Consider the following 16,746-nt stretch of genomic DNA (forward strand, 5'->3'; position numbering starts at 1 on the left):
CCAACGCAACCGAGTGGGCTCACTATTCCGCGCCGTCTCATTCCACGGCGTATGCCGGTGGGGCACCGTCGGCGCCACCACGGCATACCGGGGTCGTGGGGCCGGTGCTCAGCCGCGGTCGGTGAGCGACCAGGCGTCCTCGTCGCTCTCGCCGTCCACCTGCTCGTAGGCGTCGAGGTCGGGGCCGAGGTCGCGGGCCGCGTAGGCGCCGACCGCGACCTCGTCGGTGCGGTCGACCGAGCCGTCGGTGACCGCCCCTGCGCCGTCGCCGTCGGCCTCGCCGTCGTAGACCGGGTCGGGGTCGGGGACGTCCTCGCCGCGCATGAGCGCCAGCGTGGTCGGCAGGTCGTCGGGCTTGACCAGCACGTCGCGGGCCTTCGAACCCTCCGACGGGCCCACCACGCCGCGGGACTCGAGCAGGTCCATGAGCCGCCCCGCCTTGGCGAAGCCCACCCGGAGCTTGCGCTGGAGCATCGACGTCGAGCCGAACTGGGTCGTGACCACGAGCTCGGCGGCCTGCAGCAGCAGGTCGAGGTCGTCGCCGATGTCGTCGTCGATCTGCTTCTTGGCCGCGACCACGGTGACGTCGTCGCGGTAGTTGGGCTTGAGCTGTTCGGTGACGTGCTTGACCACCGCGTGGATCTCGGACTCGGTGACCCAGGCGCCCTGCACGCGCATCGGCTTGCTGGCGCCCATGGGGAGGAAGAGCGCGTCACCCTGGCCGATGAGCTTCTCCGCGCCGGGCTGGTCGAGCACGACCCGGCTGTCGGCGAGCGAGGAGGTGGCGAACGCCATCCGCGACGGCACGTTGGCCTTGATGAGGCCGGTGACGACGTCGACCGAGGGGCGCTGGGTGGCGAGCACCAGGTGGATGCCGGCGGCGCGCGCGAGCTGGGTGATGCGGACGATCGACTCCTCGACGTCGCGCGGCGCGACCATCATCAGGTCGGCGAGCTCGTCGACGATGACGAGCAGGTACGGGTAGGGGTGGATCTGGCGCTCCGACCCGGGCAGCGGCTTGACCTTGCCCGCGCGGACCGCCTTGTTGAAGTCGTCGACGTGCTTGAACCCGAACATCGCGAGGTCGTCGTAGCGGGTGTCCATCTCCCGCACCACCCACTGCAGGGCCTCGGCGGCCTTCTTCGGGTTCGTGATGATCGGGGTGATGAGGTGCGGGATGCCCTCGTAGGCCGTGAGCTCGACGCGCTTGGGGTCGACCAGCACCATGCGCACCTCGTCCGGTGTCGAGCGCATGAGGATCGAGGTGATCATCGAGTTGACGAAGCTCGACTTGCCGGCGCCGGTGGCGCCCGCGACGAGCAGGTGGGGCATCTTCGCGAGGTTGGCGATGACGTAGCCGCCCTCGACGTCCTTGCCGACGCCCATGACCATCGGGTGCTCGTTGCCACGGGCCGCCTGGCTGCGCAGCACGTCGCCGAGCGACACCTTCTCGCGGTCGGCGTTGGGGATCTCGATGCCGATCGCCGACTTGCCCGGGATGGGGCTGAGGATGCGCACGTCGGCCGAGGCCACGGCATACGCGATGTTCTTCGACAGCGCGGTGACCCGCTCGACCTTGATGCCGGGGCCGAGCTCGACCTCGTAGCGGGTGACCGTCGGGCCACGGGTGAAGCCGGTGACCTGGGCGTCGATGTCGAACTGGTCGAGCACCTGCGTCAGCGACTCGACGACCCGGTCGTTGGCGGCGCTGCGCGTCTTGTGCGGCGAGCCCGGCTCGAGGATGGCGTTGTCCGGCAGCGTGTAGGTGATGTCGCCGGCGAGGGCGAGCTGCTCCACGCGCTGCGGCAGCGGGGTGGTCGGCGGGGCCTCGAGGGCCGGCTTGACGTCGACGGCTGGGCTGGTGGCGGCGCCGCCGGGCTCCTTGGCCGCGGTGGGGGCGAGCACGCCCGGGGCGGTGGGACGCTTCTGGCCGGGCCGCAGGCGCTTGCCGTCGGGTGCGACGACGGCGGCCTGCTCGAAGGGCATGTCGCCGTCGAGGTTGCCGTCGGCGTCGGGGCCGATCTTGCGTCGCTGCCGCTTGGGCTTCTCCTCCTCGGGCTCCTCGACGGGTGCGCCGCGGTGCAGCAGGTGGTCGCGCAGCTCGGCGAGCCGCTCGGGGATCATGTGGACCGGCGTCGCGCTCAGCACGAGCAGCCCGAAGAAGCCGAGCATCAGGAGGATCGGCACCGTGCCGTAGACGCTGACCGCGGCCTCGAGGGGGCTCGAGGCCAGGAAGCCGATGATGCCGCCCGCGTCACGCATGGGGTCGGCGCCGTCCGGCGGCTGCGGGATGCCCTTGGCGACGTGCACGAGGCCGGAGGCCGCGAAGGACAGGGCTCCGAGGCCGATGCCGATCCGGGAGTTGGCGGTGGACTCGTCCGGCGCCCGGAGCAGGCGCAGGCCGAGGAAGAGCAGGGCGAGCGGCACGGCATACGCGACCCGGCCGAACGTGCCGGCGACCACGGCGTGGACGACGTCGCCGACGACGCCCTCGAACGCCCACCACTCGCGCGCGGCGACGACGATGGCCAGGCCGATGAGGGCGAACCCGAAGCCGTCGCGGCGGTGCTCGGGCTCGAGGTCACGGGCGCTGTGGCCGACCCGGCGCACCGCGCCGCCGGCGACGTGCGCCATGCCCATCCACGTCCCCCGGATCGCGCGCAGCGGCAGCGGCAGGCCGCCGCCCTTGGCCTGCCCGCGCGGGGCCGCCTTCCTGGTGGCGGGCTTGCGGTTGGCCGGGCGCGTGGACGTGCTGCGACTCGTCGAAGAGCGCGCGGAGGTGGACGGACGTGTCGCCATGCTCCGCACGGTACGCGATCGCCTCTGCGGAAACACGCGTCACACGCGCCACACCGAGCGGTTTCTTGCCCGTGACGGCATCCTCCGAACGGTTGACCCGACTGTCGTGATTCGGCCATTTCCGCAGGTCAGGGCCCCAGCGGCGGCGGGGACGTGCCACCCTGAGGGTGCGTCTGGCGGGGCCTGCGTCGACGCTCTGGCGGGAGCGTCGACGCAGGCAGACCTGGCCACCTCGCCCCCGCCACGGCCGGATGCTCCCTCCAGGAGCCGGGCCGGGTCTCAGATGGCGGGAATCACCGACGGCGTGGTGGCGCCGCGGGGACGTCGCTCGCTACCGTTCCCGCCAAGGTCATGAGTGCCAGCGCGCAGCCCCGGCTTGCTGGCCAGCAACCCTCCTCCGCGGTGGGGTGCTCCGGGTGACGACCGGGTCGCCTGCGCCCGCAGGTGGCAAGCGCGGACCCGCGGCCACTCCCCCGGGTCCACCGGACCCCAGGAGCACGCCGTGTCCATCGCCAGCACCAGCCGCAACCGAGCCCCCGAGACCCACACCGGGCAGGCCCACCACCGTCGCCACCTGCGGCCCGTGCCCGGCGAGCCCGCGGCCGCGGGTCCGGTGCCCGCGGTGGTCTCGGCCGACCTCGGCGTGCCGACCCTGCACCGCACCGTGGTCGACTACGCCAACCTCGACCACGCCGCCTCCACACCGGCTCTCGTCTCGGTCAAGCAGGCCGTCGACACCGCCCTGCGCACCTACTCGTCCGTGCACCGGGGCAACGGGTATGCCTCGCGCGTGACGAGCCGGTGGTACGAGGCGGCCCGGGAGGAGGTCCGGCGCTTCGTCGGTGCGCGTGAGGGCGACGAGGTCGTCTTCACCCGCAACACCACCGACTCGTTCAACCTGCTCGCCCGCGCCCTTCCCCGGGGCACGGAGGTCTTCGTCTTCGAGGCCGAGCACCACGCCACGCTCCTGCCGTGGGCGGGCCGCACCACCCGCCTGCCGGTCCCCGGCAGCCTCGACGATGCGCGCGTGCTCCTGTCGAGCGCGCTCGAGCGCTCCACCGCCCGCCACCGCCTGGTGGTGCTGTGCGGGGCCTCCAACGTCACCGGCGAGGTCTGGCCCGTGCGCGAGCTCGCCGACGTCGCCCACCAGCACTTCGCCCGGGTGGCCCTCGACGCCGCGCAGCTCGCCCCGCACCGCCCCATCGACCTCGAGGCGCTCGGGGTGGACTACGTCGCCTTCTCCGGGCACAAGCTCTACGCGCCGTTCGGCGCCGGCGTGCTCGCGGGGCCGGGCGACTGGCTCGACCAGGCCGCTCCGTACCTCGCCGGCGGCGGCGCGACCGCCTCGGTCACCGAGCGGGGCACGACGTGGCACCGGGGGGCGGCACGCCACGAGGCCGGCTCCCCCAACGTGATCGGCGCGGTTGCGCTGGCCGCGGCGTGCTCGACGCTGGCCGAGCACCGCGAGGCCGTCGAGGCGCACGAGAGCGCCCTGGGCCGGTGGCTGGCCGACGGCCTGGCCGCCATCGACGGCGTGCAGACCTACTCGATCTTCGGCCCCGACCACGCGCGGGTGCCCGTGGTGGCGTTCACGGTCGACGGCCTGGACTCCTCGCTCGTGTCGGCAGCCCTCTCCGCCGAGCACGGGATCGGCGTGCGGGACGGCAAGTTCTGCGCCCACCTCCTGGTGGACGCCCTGCTCGACGACCCGTATGCCGCCGGCCCGGCGAGCGCGGTCCGCGCCAGCGTCGGGCTGGCCAACACCGCCGAGCACGTGGACCGGCTGCTGTCGGCCGTGGCGTCGCTGGCAGCCCGGGGACCCGCCTTCGAGTACGAGCGCGGCCCTGAGGGCTGGACGCCGGTGTCCGACCCCCGCGACCTCAGCCTCCCCCGCCCCTGGTGAGGCGGGAGCAGGTCGAGGGGTGAGCCCGGGTCAGGACCAGCGCGGATGCTGGTCGTGGACGAGCCGGGCGGCGCCTCACCGTGGTGCGAGATCCCACCCCTCGCGCAAAGACAGCACTCTTCACGCGAGAGCTGGGATCTCACGGCACGTGGGGGCTCGTGGCGGGCCGGGGGCGGAAGAGGTCAGGACCAGCGCGGGTACTGGTCGCGGTCGAACCTGGTGTCGACCCCGTAGATCGGGGCGAGGATCGCGATGGTGACGAGAATGGCGAGAACGATGAAGAAGCCCATGGCAGAAATCGTGCGCCCAACCTGATTGCCGCCACGAGTGGCAGAAATGCCATCTCCCGTAGATTTTCCGCCATCTGCTGTGTCACGCTGTCGGCATGCTGCACAACGTGGCCGTACCCCTGGTCAACACGGTCTCCCCGTTCGAGTTCTCCGTCGCCTGCGAGGTCTTCGGCCTCGACCGCACCGACCAGGGCGTGCCGCCCTTCGACTTCGCGGTCTGCAGCGAGCAGCCGGGACAGCCGGTCCCGACCGAGATGGGCTTCACCCTCACGGCCCAGCACGGCTTCGACAGGCTGGCCGAGGCCGACCTCATCGTCGTGCCGGCGTCGCGGCCGCGACAGGCCCCCGTCCCCGAGCCCCTCGTCGAGCAGCTGCGGGCAGCCGACAAGCGGGGCGCCTGGGTCATGTCGCTGTGCAGCGGCGCCTTCACCCTGGCCAAGGCCGGGCTGCTCGACGGCAGGCGTGCCACGACGCACTGGATGAACACCAACGAGCTGGCCGAGGAGTTCCCCGCCGTGGACGTGGTGCTGGACGTGCTCTTCGTCGAGGACGGCAACATCATCACCTCGGCCGGCACCGCCGCGGGCATCGACGCGACCCTCCACCTCGTGCGCAGGGAGCTGGGCGCGACCGTGGCCTCCGCGATCGCGCGCCGCATGGTCGTTCCTCCCCAGCGCGACGGCGGTCAGCGCCAGTACGTCGAGGCCCCACTTCCCGCGATCGAGGCCGACTCCCTCCAGCCGGTGCTCGAGTGGGCCACCGAGAACCTCGCCGAGGACCTCTCGGTCGAGACGCTGGCGCGGCGGGCCATGATGTCGGAGCGGACCTTCGCGCGCCGGTTCCGGGCCGAGACGGGCGCGACACCGCACGCCTGGGTGACCGCCCAGCGGGTGCTGCTCGCCCGGCGCCTCCTCGAGGACACCGACGCCTCCGTGGAGCAGGTCGCCGGCCGCACCGGACTGGGCACGGCCGCCATCCTGCGCCACCACTTCACCCGTCAGGTCGGCACCACGCCCCAGGCCTACCGCCGCACGTTCCGTTGCACGGGCTGACAGGCGCGGCTGCTGAATCCACGCCAATGAAGTCATCAGCCTTCATTTGTCGCTATTAATGCCCTAGGCTTCATGCATGTTCGTCCTGACCGCTGACCAGAAGCGCAGCACCCGGCACGGCGACCGGGTGCCCCAGGCACTGGCGACCCTCGAGGCCGCCCTGGGCCCGGGCCCTGGCTCCGGCGTGGCGCTCCCCTTCGAGCGGACGGTGGGCGACGAGATCCAGGGCGCGCTCTCCTCCCCAGGTGCCGCGGTCCGGGCGGTCACCGAGCTCGTGCGGCTCGGCGACTGGCGGGTCGGGCTGGGGGTCGGCGCGGTCGACACGCCGCTGCCCGACTCCACCCGGGCCGCCTCGGGCCCCGCCTTCCTCGCTGCCCGGGAGGCCGTCGACAGGGCAGCCTCCTCCCCCACCGACCTCCGGGTCGTCCACGCTGACGGCGCCGGCCACTACGGTGGGGCCGACCGGGCGCGACACGCAGAGTCCGCCCTGTGGCTGCTCACGGTGCTGCTGCGACGCCGCACCCCCGAGGGATGGGAGATCGTCGACATGGCCGACACGGGCCTGACCGGCCGGGACATCGCCGACCGGCTCGACATCTCCCCCTCGGCGGTCAGCCAGCGCCTGGCGCGGGCCGCCCTCCACGAGGGGCGCCGGGGTGCCGAGCTCGCGGAGGCCCTGCTCGCCGAGGCGGACGCGTGAACAGCACGCTCGCCACCGTGCTGGTCATCGGTGTCCTGGGCGTGGTCGCCCTCGCCGGCGGTGGCCTGCTGACCACCCTCGTCTTCCGGCAGGTCGACCGCGGTGACCACGTCGCCCCCACCGACGAGGCCGACTCCGTGGAAGCCGCTCAGGAGATCCTGCGCGGCGGCGCCTGGATCGGCGTGCTCGAGCGGACCGCGATCTACGCCTCCATCGTGGCCGGCTGGCCCGAGGGCATCGCGGTCGTGCTGGCCGTGAAGAGTCTCGCGCGCTACCCCGAGCTGCAGGCGGGCAAGAAGTCCGCCGCCGCCGAGCGGTTCATCATCGGCACCTTCGTCAGCACCCTGTTCGCCTGCGCGTGCGCGGGCGTCGCCATGTCGCTGCTCTGATCGTCGCTGCTCTGACCGCCACCTGACGCGGGGTCAGGCCTCGATGACCACCGGGATGATCATCGGGCGCCGGCGGATCTTGCCGCCGACCCAGCCACCGACGGCGCGTCGCACGACCTTCTCGAGCTGCTGCGTGTCGGTCACGCCCTTGCCGGTGGCCTCGGCGAGGGCCTGCTCGATCTTGGGACGCACCTGCTTGAAGATCTCGTCGTCCTCGGCGAAACCACGCGCGTGGATCTCCGGGCCGGCGGCGATCTTCCCGGTGGCCGCGTCCATGACGACGATGACCGAGATGAAGCCCTCGTCGCGCAGGATGCGGCGGTCCTTCAGCAGCGCCTCGTCGAACTCGCCCACCGACGAGCCGTCGACGTAGGTGTAGCCGCACGGCACGGCCCCGACGATGCGCGCCTGACCGTCGACGAGGTCGACCACGACGCCGTCCTCGGCGAGTACGACGTTGTCGCGGTCGACGCCGGTCTGCACCGCCAGTTCGGCGTTGGCCACGAGGTGGCGCCACTCGCCGTGCACCGGCATGACGTTGCGGGGCTTGACGATGTTGTAGCAGTAGAGCAGCTCACCGGCGCTGGCGTGGCCGGAGACGTGCACCCGGGCGTTGCCCTTGTGCACCACGTCGGCGCCCAGCCGCATGAGGCCGTTGATGACCCGGTAGACGGCGTTCTCGTTGCCGGGGATGAGCGAGGAGGCCATGAGCACCGTGTCGCCCTCGCCGACGTCGATGCGGTGGTCGCGGTTGGCCATCCGCGACAGGGCCGCCATGGGCTCGCCCTGCGACCCGGTGCAGATGAGCACGACCTGGTTGTCGGGGAAGTCGTCGAGCCGCTTGACGTCGACCAGCACGCCGTCCGGCACGTGGAGGTAGCCCAGGTCGGCGGCGATGGTCATGTTGCGCACCATCGAGCGGCCGACCATGGCGACCTTGCGCCCGGCCTTCTCGGCGGCGTCGAGCACCTGTTGCACGCGGTGGATGTGGGAGGAGAAGCAGGCGACGATGATGCGGCGGCGGGCGTGCCGGAACACCTTGTCGATGGCCGGGGCGATGTCCTTCTCCGGCGTGGTGAAGCCGGGCACCTCGGCGTTGGTGGAGTCGGTCATGAAGAGGTCGACGCCCTCCTCGCCGAGGCGCGCGAAGGCCCGCAGGTCGGTGAGCCGTCCGTCGAGCGGCAGCTGGTCCATCTTGAAGTCGCCCGTGTGGAGGATGGTGCCGCCGGGGGTGCGGACGAAGACGGCCAGCGCGTCGGGGATGGAGTGGTTGACCGCCACGAACTCGCAGTCGAAGACGCCGAGCTGCTCGCGCATGCCCTCCTTCACCCCGAGGGTGTAGGGGGTGATCTTGTGCTCGCGCAGCTTCGCCTCGACCAGGGCGAGGGTGAGCATCGAGCCGACCAGGGGGATGTCGGGCTTCAGCTTGAGCAGGTACGGCACCGCGCCGATGTGGTCCTCGTGCCCGTGGGTGAGCACGATCGCCTGGACGTCGTCGAGGCGGTCCTCGATGTACTCGAAGTCCGGGAGGATCAGGTCGACGCCCGGGTGGTGGTCCTCGGGGAAGAGGACGCCGCAGTCGATGACGAGCAGCTGCCCGTCGTGCTCGATGACGGCCATGTTGCGGCCGACCTCACCCAGGCCGCCGAGGGCGACGATGCGGACGCCGCCGTCGGGCAGCGCGGGGGGTGCGGGAAGCTCTGGGTGGGGATGGCTCACATGAGTCCTGACGTTCTGAGGCCGTCACGCAGTGCGGCGGCCTGCTCGGAGGTGGCTTCGACCAGGGGAAGGCGCACGGCGGCGGAGTCGATGACCCCGAGCTCCTTGAGCGCAGCCTTGGCCATGATGGCTCCCTGGGTGATGTTCATGATGGCGTCGACCACCGGGATGAGCTGGTGGTGCAGCTCGCGCGCCCGCGCGAGGTCTCCCTTGTCCACGGCGGCGACCATCTCGGCATACACGTCACCGGCCACGTGCCCCACCACGCTGACCACACCGGTGGCGCCCTGCGCCAGGTGGGCCAGCGAGAGCACGTCGTCGCCGGAGAACCACAGCAGGTCGGTCTCGGCCATGACCCTGGTGGCGCCCCACAGGTCACCCTTGGCGTCCTTGACGGCCTGGATGCGGGGGTGGCGGGCCAGCTCGAGCAGGGTCTCGGTGGTGAACGGTATGCCGGAGCGCCCGGGGATGTCGTAGAGCATCACCGGCAGCTCGGTCACGTCCGCGACGGCCGTGCAGTGGGCGCGCAGGCCCTCCTGCGGGGGCTTGTTGTAGTAGGGCGCCACCACCAGGAGCGCGTGGGCTCCGGCCGCCTCCGCGGCCCGCGCGAGCTCGAGGGAGTGCGCGGTGTCGTTGGTGCCCGCGCCCGCCGTGACCCGGGCCCGGTCGCCCACCGCCTCGACGACAGCCCGCACGAGGTCGCTCTTCTCCGCGTCCGTCGTGGTGGGCGACTCGCCCGTGGTGCCGTTGACGACGATGCCGTCGTGGCCGTGGTCGACCAGGTGCTGCGCCACCAGCTGTGCGGCGTCGAGGTCCAGGCCGCCGTCGGGCCGCATCGGGCTCACCATGGCCGTCACGACGCGGCCGAAAGGAGACGCAGAAGTCATGGTGGTCAGGCTATCGCGCGTCGAGGCAACCCCCGGTATGCCGTTCCCACCGTGGTCGTGCCCGGCTCGCCGCGGACGATCCGCCTGACGCGCTTGGTGCCCGCGTAGTCTGGCCGCGTGCGGCAATACCTCGACCTCCTCGACCACGTCATGACCCACGGGGTCGACAAGTCGGACCGGACGGGCACCGGCACCCGCAGCGTGTTCGGCTACCAGATGCGCTTCGACCTCTCCGAGGGCTTCCCGGTGCTGACCACCAAGAAGCTGCACCTGAAGTCGATCATCGGCGAGCTGCTCTGGTTCCTGCGCGGCGACACCAACGTGAAGTGGCTCCGGGACCGCGGCATCACCATCTGGGACGAGTGGGCCGACGAGAACGGCGACCTCGGGCCGGTCTACGGCTACCAGTGGCGCTCGTGGCCCACCCCCGACGGTGGGCACGTCGACCAGATCGCGAAGGTCATCGAGTCGATCAGGACCAACCCGGACTCCCGCCGGCACATCGTCAGCGCCTGGAACGTCGCCGACGTCGACTCGATGGCGCTGCCGCCGTGCCACACGATGTTCCAGTTCTACGTGGCCCCGGCCCGCGACGGAGGACGCGCGAAGCTGTCGTGCCAGCTCTACCAGCGCTCCGCCGACATCTTCCTCGGTGTGCCGTTCAACATCGCCTCCTACGCGCTGCTGACGATGATGGTGGCCCAGGTCTGCGACCTCGAGCCCGGTGAGTTCATCCACACGCTCGGCGACGCCCACCTCTACTCCAACCACGTCGAGCAGGCGCGTGAGCAGCTGACCCGCGAGCCCTTCCCCCTGCCGCAGATGAGGATCGCGCCCGGGAAGCAGATCGACGAGTTCGACCTCGAGGACTTCGAGCTGGTCGGCTACCGGGCGCACCCCTCCATCAAGGCGCCCATCGCGGTCTGAGCGCAGGCGGCGCACGGCCGGCACGCGGCATACTGCGTGGCATGACCCGCGTCACGCTCATCGCAGCCCTCGGCCGCAACCGCGTCATCGGCCGCGACGGCGAGATGCCCTGGCACCTGCCGGAGGACCTGAAGCACTTCAAGCACACGACCATGGGCCATCCGATGGTCATGGGGCGCAAGACGTTCGAGTCGATCGGGCGCGTGCTGCCCGGGCGCCGGACCATCGTCATCACGCGGCAGCCGGGCTGGAGCCACGCCGACGTCGAGGCCGCGCACTCGTTGCCGGAGGCCCTGTCGCTGGCCGGCCCGGCCAACGAGGTCTACGTCGTCGGGGGTGGCGAGGTCTACGCCGAGGCGCTGCCGTTCGCCCAGCGGCTGGTGCTGACCGAGGTCCACGACTCCCCCGACGGCGACACGTGGTTCCCCGAGTGGTCGCCCGAGAAGTGGCGCGAGACCTCACGCGAGACCCACGAGGGCTTCGACATCGTCACCTACGAGCGCGCCTGAGGCTCCGTCAGGCGTCGTAGTCGAGCGAGACCTCGTCGGTGACGGGGTGGCTCTGGCAGGCGAGCACGACGCCCGCGGCCACCTCGTCGGGCTCGAGCGCGTAGTTCCGGTCCATCCGCACCTCGCCCGACACGAGCCGCGCGCGGCAGGTGCCGCACACGCCGCCCGTGCAGGAGTACGGCGCATCGGGACGGGAGCGCAGCGTGGCGTCGAGGATGGTCTCCTCCCGGCTGGGCATCTCGATGCGGGTGGTGCGCCCGTCGAGGTTGACCGTGACGACGGCCTCCGGTGGGGCGCCCGCCTCGACGACGACCTCACGGCGCGGCGACTCCTGCTCCGCGACGTGGAAGACCTCGTGGTGCACGTGGTGGCTGTCGACGCCGGCCGCCGCCAGCAGCTCCTGGGCGCCGGTGACCATGCCGTAGGGACCGCAGAGGTACCACTCGTCGACCGTCTCGACGGGAGCGAGCGCCGCAAGGATGCGGCTGACGCGGTCGGGGTCGAGCCTGCCGGAGAACAGCTCGACGTCCTGCGGCTCGCGCGAGAGCACGTGCACGAGCTGGAGCCGCTCCGGGTAGCGGTTCTTCAGGTCGGCGAGCTCCTCGAGGAACATGACCGAGGAGGTGCGCCGGTTGCCGTAGAGGAGCGTCACCCGCGAACCCGGCTCCTCCTCCAGGACCGCGGTGATGATCGACAGCACCGGCGTGATCCCGCTGCCCGCGGCGACGGCGACGTGGTGTCGTCTCGCGTCCGGCTGCGTCGGGCAGGTGAACGAGCCCAGAGGCGTCATCACGTCGACGACGTCACCGGGACGCACGACGTCGTTGAGCCAGTTGGACATCCGGCCGCCAGCCACGCGGGCCGAGGCGACCCGCAGGGTGCCGGTGGCCCTGGCGGCGGACGGTGCGACGCAGATCGAGTAGGACTGCCGCACGTCCTCGCCGTTGATGCTGGCGCGCAGGGTCAGGTGCTGGCCCGGTGCGTAGGCGTAGTCGTCGTGCAGCTCCTCCGGGACGGCGAAGGTCACGGCCACCGCGTCGTCGGTGAGCCGCTCGACGCCGGTCACGGTGAGTGCGTGGAACTGGGCCCGCCGCCGCGTGGGTCGGGTCACGAGAGCAGCCATCAGATCGCCTTGGCCATCAGATTTCCTTGAACTGGTCGAAGGGCTCGCGGCACGCCAGGCACCGCCGGAGGGCCTTGCAGGCGGTGGAGCCGAAGCGGGCCAGCTCCTCGGTGTCGGTGCTGCCGCACTGCGGGCACACGACCTGCCGGACCTGCAGCGAGACGGCCACGGGGCCGCTGTCCCGCGCGCCGACGCCCGGCTCCGGCGGAGCGATCCCGAACTCACGCAGCCGGGTGCGGCCGCGCTCGGACATCCAGTCCGTGGTCCACGCGGGACTCAGCCGGGTCTCCACGGAGCAGGCGTAGCCGTGCCGCTGCGCCTCGTGCACGATGCGGTGCACGATCGCCTCCATGGCCGGGCAACCCGAGTAGGTCGGCGTGATGGTCACCGAAACCCGGTGGGCCGCCTCGTCGACCTCCAGGTGGCGCAGGATCCCGAGGTCCTCGATCGTGACGACGGGCACCTCGGGGTCAGGGATGTCCGAGATCGCTTGGGCGACAGCGGATCTCAGCAGCGGATCAGCCTCGGTCATGACGGTCACCAGCTGGCCCCGGGGTGCGACCGGGCGATGTGCTGCATCTCCGCCAGCAGGTAGCCCATGGGGCGCGAGTGGATGCCGTCGCGGCCTCCGCGGCTGCGCCACCTCGGCGTCTCGGGCAGCTCCAGCGTCGCCTGCGCCACCACAGCGGCGATCCGGGCGGTGCATGCCTCGTGGAGGGTCGACGGCAGCACCCCGACGCCGGTGTCGGCAGCAGCCCGCGCGGTCTCGTCGTCGTCGAACAGCTCGGCGACGTACGGCGCCACGGACTCCAGGCCCGCCTGCATCCGCTGGTGCGACTCGTCAGTGCCGTCGCCGAGCCGGAGCACCCACTGCGTGGCGTGGTCGCGGTGGTAGGTGACCTCCTTGAGCGCCTTCTCGGCGACGCCGGCCAGCACCGGGTCGCTCGAGCGGCGCAGGGCGGCGTACAGCTCGCACTGCCAGGTCGAGAACGTGAGCAGCCGCGCCATCTCGAAGCCGAACCCGTCGCGCTCCTGCTCGACGAGGTGGACGTTGCGGAACTCCCGCTCGTCGCGGAAGTAGGCCAGGTCGTCCTCGGACCGGCCGGTGCCGTCGAGCTCACCCACGCGGGTCAGCAGGGCACGGGCCTGCCCGAGCAGGTCGAGTCCGACGTTGGCGAGCGCCATGTCCTCCTCGATCTGCGGGGCGCGCGAGATCCACTCGCCGAGCCGCTGCGCGTAGACGAGGGCGTCGTCGGCCAGACCCTGGATGTACTGCGCCGCAACAGGGTTCGCGGCCACCAGCGACTCACCCATCAGAGGTACTCCACGTCCTCGGGCACGTCGTAGAACGTGGGGTGGCGGTAGACCTTGTCGGCTGCCGGGTCGAAGAAGGAGTCGCGCTCGTCCGGGCTCGACGCGGTGATGTCGGCCGCCTTGACCACCCAGAGCGAGACACCCTCCTGGCGTCGGGTGTAGACGTCACGGCCGTTGCGCAGGGCCATCGTCGCGTCGGGCGCGTGCAGCGAGCCGACGTGCACGTGCGACAGGCCGCGCTTGCCCCGGACGAAGACCTCCCACAGCGGCCACGACTTCTCGTCGCCCACACCGTTCTCCGTGCTCACGCGGCACTCCCCTGACGCTCGCGCCCGGCCTGCTTGGCGGCATACGCGGTGGCAGCCTCGCGCACCCAGGCGCCGTCCTCGTGGGCGGCGCGGCGGTGGGCGATGCGCTCGGCGTTGCACGGCCCGTCGCCCTTGAGCACGCGCCAGAACTCGTCCCAGTCGATGGGGCCGAAGTCGTAGTGGCCGCGCTCCTCGTTCCACCGCAGGTCGGGGTCGGGCAGCACGATGCCGAGCTTCTCCGCCTGCGGCACCATCATGTCGACGAACTTCTGGCGCAGGTCGTCGTTGGCGAACCGCTTGATGCCCCAGGCCATCGACTGCTCGGTGTGCCCACCGGCCTTGGCCGCCTCACCGGTGTCGGGCGGCCCGAACATCATCAGGGCCGGCCACCACCAGCGGTTCGCCGCGTCCTGGGCCATCGCCTTCTGGGCGTCCGTGCCGCGCATGAGCGTCCAGAGGATCTCGAAGCCCTGGCGCTGGTGGAACGACTCCTCCTTGCAGACGCGGATCATCGCGCGGGCGTAGGGGCCGTAGGAACAGCGGCACAGCGGCACCTGGTTCATGATCGCTGCACCGTCGACGAGCCACCCGATCGCGCCGCAGTCGGCCCACGTGAGCGTCGGGTAGTTGAAGATCGAGGAGTACTTCTGCTTCCCCGAGTGCAGCCGGTCGAGCAGCTCCTGCCGGTCGACCCCGAGGGTCTCCGCGGCGCTGTAGAGGTACAGCCCGTGGCCCGCCTCGTCCTGCACCTTGGCCATGAGGATCGCCTTGCGACGCAGGCTGGGCGCACGGGTGATCCAGTTGCCCTCCGGCTGCATGCCGATGATCTCGGAGTGCGCGTGCTGGGCGATCTGGCGGATCAGCGTCTGGCGGTAGGCGTCGGGCATCTCGTCGCGCGGCTCGATGCGCTGGTCGGCCTCGATGAGGTCGTCGAACAGGCCCGACTCGGCGGCGTTGAGCGGCTCGTCGGGGTTCGGCAGGGCGTGGTCCGCCTCGGGGCCGAAGTCGTTGCCGTACATGCCTCCAGTATGGGGTGGTGTTACACCTCATTGCAATTGTGCCGCTTTGGTGTCACATCGCCCGCCGGGTGCGAGGATGGCCGGGTGGACGCCCACGAGCACGCGCACCCGCACCCCCACCACGAGCACGAGCACGAGGCCGCGACCGGCCCGGTGGCCGACGCCAGCGTGCGCCTCGCCCGGGAGAGCGACGCCCCCGCGGTCGGCCTGGTGCAGGCCACCGTGTGGAGGCAGGCGTATGCCGACGTGGTGCCGGCCGACGTCCTCGCCACCTTCGAGCCCGCCGCCTTCGCCAAGGCGTGGCGCACCTCGCTGGCGAACCCGCCGGAGGGCGTCCACCGGTTGCTGGCTGCCTGTGCGGGCGAGCAGGTGGTCGGGTTCGCGGCGATCGGCCCGAGCCAGGACCCCGACGCGTCGCCGCTCACCGGTGAGCTCACCGCCATCGGGGTCCACCCGCAGGCCCGCCGGGCCGGGCACGGGTCACGCCTGCTCAACGCCGCCGTCGACACGTTGCGCGGCGCCGGCGCCGAGTCGCTGCACACCTGGCTGCTCGCCACCGACGAGGACACCAGGGCCTTCTTCGCCCGGGCCGGACTGTCGCCGGACGGCGCCTTCCGCGACCGCGTGGTCTCCCCCGACGGCCGGACGGCCCGCGAGGTGAGGCTCGTGGCGGCCCTCGGCACAACGGGACCGTGACGGCCCTCGACCCTGCTCGGCGGCGCGCCGTGCAGCGCCAGGCGCTGTCGGTCGGAATCGCCACCGGCGCCTACGGCATCAGCTTCGGCGCCCTGTCGACCGCGGCCGGACTCGACATCCTGCAGACCCAGGCGCTGTCCCTCCTGCTGTTCTCCGGCGGCTCCCAGTTCGCCTTCGTCGGCCTGGTCGCCGGAGGGCTCGCCGGCGCACCCGCGGCGATCGCCACCTCGACCCTGCTCGGCGCCCGGAACGGCCTGTACGGGCTGCAGGTGGCCAGGATGCTCGACGTCCGCGGCCTGCGGCGCGCTGCTGCCGCGCACCTGACGATCGACGAGTCCACCGCGGTCGGGGTGGCCCAGCCCGAGGAGAGGGCGGCCCGGCTGGGCTTTTGGGCCACGGGCATCGCGGTCTTCGTCCTGTGGAACCTCATGACCCTGCTGGGCGCCCTCGTCGGCGACGCCATCGGCGACCCGAAGACCTACGGGCTCGACGCGGCGGCCGCGGCGGCCTTCTGCGGTCTGCTGTGGCCGCGGCTGAAGTCGAGGGACGCCTTCGCGATCGCGGCCCTGGCCGCCCTGGTGGCCGTGCTCCTCGCCCCGCACGCCCCCGCCGGCGTGCCCGTGCTGGTTGCTGCGCTCACGGCACTGGTCGGGGCCGTGTGGCCGACGGCGCACCGCGACCCCGCGCCGCCCCACCACTGGGCCGACGAGAGCGCGCCACCCTCCGCTGAGCACGTCCCCGGGTCCGGCCCCCCTCCCCCCTCGCCCGAGGGGTCGCGCGCGAGGAGGGAGCAGCCGTGACCATGTGGACGGCCGTCCTCACCGCGAGCGCCCTGGCCTTCGCCCTGAAGTTCCTCGGTTACGTGGTGCCGGCCGGGTGGCTCGAGGGACCGCGGACGAGCCGGGTCACCTCGGCGCTGCCGATCGCGCTGCTGTCGGCCCTGGTGGCGGTGCAGACCCTCACCGGCGAGGGAGGCGCCCTCGTGGTCGACGCCCGTCTCGCCGCCGTCCTCGTGGCGATGACGGCGCTGGCCCTGCGGGCCCCCTTCCTGCTCGTCGTGACCCTCGCCGCGGTGACGGCAGCCCTGCTGCGCGCGGCCGGCTGGGGCTGA

General features: G+C 72.1%; 17 protein-coding genes and 1 riboswitch. Of the genes, 9 read left to right on the forward strand and 8 right to left on the reverse strand.

Going from position 1 to position 16,746, the window contains the following annotated elements; all coding sequences use genetic code 11:
• Positions 1 to 108 precede the first annotated feature (108 nt).
• Positions 109 to 2,640, reverse strand: coding sequence for a DNA translocase FtsK (locus tag P0Y31_RS10675; RefSeq protein ID WP_275869822.1), 2,532 nt, complete (start codon positions 2,638 to 2,640; stop codon positions 109 to 111).
• Between the two features lie 506 nt (positions 2,641 to 3,146).
• Positions 3,147 to 3,259: riboswitch (SAM riboswitch) on the forward strand.
• A gap of 42 nt (positions 3,260 to 3,301) precedes the next feature.
• Between P0Y31_RS10675 and P0Y31_RS10680 the strand changes: the two genes are divergently transcribed.
• From P0Y31_RS10680 to P0Y31_RS10695, 4 genes are all read left to right on the forward strand, one after another.
• On the forward strand, positions 3,302 to 4,702 hold the full coding sequence (locus P0Y31_RS10680; RefSeq protein ID WP_275869194.1) for an aminotransferase class V-fold PLP-dependent enzyme: 1,401 nt from the start codon (positions 3,302 to 3,304) through the stop codon (positions 4,700 to 4,702).
• A gap of 385 nt (positions 4,703 to 5,087) precedes the next feature.
• Positions 5,088 to 6,044: a helix-turn-helix domain-containing protein gene (locus P0Y31_RS10685; RefSeq protein ID WP_275869196.1), complete on the forward strand. Its 957-nt coding sequence runs from the start codon at positions 5,088 to 5,090 to the stop codon at positions 6,042 to 6,044.
• Between the two features lie 76 nt (positions 6,045 to 6,120).
• The gene (locus P0Y31_RS10690) at positions 6,121 to 6,744 is read left to right on the forward strand and encodes a hypothetical protein (RefSeq protein ID WP_275869198.1); all 624 of its coding nucleotides are present in this window, start codon (positions 6,121 to 6,123) and stop codon (positions 6,742 to 6,744) included.
• Entirely contained in the window at positions 6,741 to 7,133 is a 393-nt protein-coding gene (locus P0Y31_RS10695; RefSeq protein ID WP_275808901.1) for a hypothetical protein, read from the forward strand. Before P0Y31_RS10690 ends, P0Y31_RS10695 begins: the two co-directional genes overlap by 4 nt.
• Before the next feature lie 33 nt (positions 7,134 to 7,166).
• Here P0Y31_RS10695 and P0Y31_RS10700 read toward each other — a convergent pair whose 3' ends face one another.
• Both P0Y31_RS10700 and dapA read right to left on the reverse strand, forming a co-directional pair.
• Positions 7,167 to 8,852, reverse strand: a complete 1,686-nt coding sequence (locus P0Y31_RS10700; RefSeq protein ID WP_275869200.1) for a ribonuclease J — start codon at positions 8,850 to 8,852, stop codon at positions 7,167 to 7,169.
• Positions 8,849 to 9,739 (reverse strand): 4-hydroxy-tetrahydrodipicolinate synthase, encoded by an 891-nt coding sequence (gene dapA, locus P0Y31_RS10705; protein ID WP_275869202.1) that lies wholly within the window; start codon positions 9,737 to 9,739, stop codon positions 8,849 to 8,851. The genes P0Y31_RS10700 and dapA overlap by 4 nt, the downstream gene beginning before the upstream one ends.
• A 117-nt stretch (positions 9,740 to 9,856) precedes the next feature.
• Between dapA and P0Y31_RS10710 the strand changes: the two genes are divergently transcribed.
• The gene (locus P0Y31_RS10710) at positions 9,857 to 10,666 is read left to right on the forward strand and encodes a thymidylate synthase (RefSeq protein WP_275808910.1); all 810 of its coding nucleotides are present in this window, start codon (positions 9,857 to 9,859) and stop codon (positions 10,664 to 10,666) included.
• A 41-nt stretch (positions 10,667 to 10,707) separates the two neighbouring features.
• Positions 10,708 to 11,175: a dihydrofolate reductase gene (locus P0Y31_RS10715; protein ID WP_275869204.1), complete on the forward strand. Its 468-nt coding sequence runs from the start codon at positions 10,708 to 10,710 to the stop codon at positions 11,173 to 11,175.
• 7 nt (positions 11,176 to 11,182) lie between these two features.
• Here P0Y31_RS10715 and paaE read toward each other — a convergent pair whose 3' ends face one another.
• Genes paaE through paaA form a run of 5 tightly spaced genes read right to left on the reverse strand, consistent with a single transcriptional unit; the run spans position 11,183 to position 14,939 of the window.
• Positions 11,183 to 12,298, reverse strand: a complete 1,116-nt coding sequence (gene paaE, locus P0Y31_RS10720; protein ID WP_275869206.1) for a 1,2-phenylacetyl-CoA epoxidase subunit PaaE — start codon at positions 12,296 to 12,298, stop codon at positions 11,183 to 11,185.
• A 16-nt stretch (positions 12,299 to 12,314) separates the two neighbouring features.
• A complete protein-coding gene (paaD, locus tag P0Y31_RS10725) occupies positions 12,315 to 12,830 on the reverse strand; it encodes a 1,2-phenylacetyl-CoA epoxidase subunit PaaD (RefSeq protein WP_275869208.1) in 516 nt (171 codons plus the stop codon).
• 5 nt (positions 12,831 to 12,835) lie between these two features.
• Positions 12,836 to 13,612, reverse strand: coding sequence for a 1,2-phenylacetyl-CoA epoxidase subunit PaaC (paaC, locus tag P0Y31_RS10730; protein WP_275869211.1), 777 nt, complete (start codon positions 13,610 to 13,612; stop codon positions 12,836 to 12,838).
• Positions 13,612 to 13,920: a 1,2-phenylacetyl-CoA epoxidase subunit PaaB gene (paaB, locus tag P0Y31_RS10735; RefSeq protein ID WP_275869212.1), complete on the reverse strand. Its 309-nt coding sequence runs from the start codon at positions 13,918 to 13,920 to the stop codon at positions 13,612 to 13,614. Before paaB ends, paaC begins: the two co-directional genes overlap by 1 nt.
• Positions 13,917 to 14,939, reverse strand: a complete 1,023-nt coding sequence (paaA, locus tag P0Y31_RS10740; RefSeq protein ID WP_275808925.1) for a 1,2-phenylacetyl-CoA epoxidase subunit PaaA — start codon at positions 14,937 to 14,939, stop codon at positions 13,917 to 13,919. The genes paaB and paaA overlap by 4 nt, the downstream gene beginning before the upstream one ends.
• A gap of 84 nt (positions 14,940 to 15,023) precedes the next feature.
• On the opposite strand from paaA, the gene P0Y31_RS10745 reads away from it, so the two are divergent.
• Genes P0Y31_RS10745 through P0Y31_RS10755 form a run of 3 tightly spaced genes read left to right on the forward strand, consistent with a single transcriptional unit; the run spans position 15,024 to position 16,746 of the window.
• Positions 15,024 to 15,635 carry a GNAT family N-acetyltransferase gene (locus P0Y31_RS10745; protein ID WP_275869214.1) on the forward strand — a complete coding sequence of 204 codons (612 nt, stop codon included), beginning with the start codon at positions 15,024 to 15,026 and terminating at the stop codon, positions 15,633 to 15,635.
• The gene (locus P0Y31_RS10750; RefSeq protein ID WP_275869215.1) at positions 15,632 to 16,435 is read left to right on the forward strand and encodes an AzlC family ABC transporter permease; all 804 of its coding nucleotides are present in this window, start codon (positions 15,632 to 15,634) and stop codon (positions 16,433 to 16,435) included. Before P0Y31_RS10745 ends, P0Y31_RS10750 begins: the two co-directional genes overlap by 4 nt.
• A complete protein-coding gene (locus P0Y31_RS10755; RefSeq protein WP_275869217.1) occupies positions 16,432 to 16,746 on the forward strand; it encodes an AzlD domain-containing protein in 315 nt (104 codons plus the stop codon). Before P0Y31_RS10750 ends, P0Y31_RS10755 begins: the two co-directional genes overlap by 4 nt.

This window comes from Knoellia sp. 3-2P3 (assembly GCF_029223115.1).
Classification (GTDB): domain Bacteria; phylum Actinomycetota; class Actinomycetes; order Actinomycetales; family Dermatophilaceae; genus Pedococcus_A.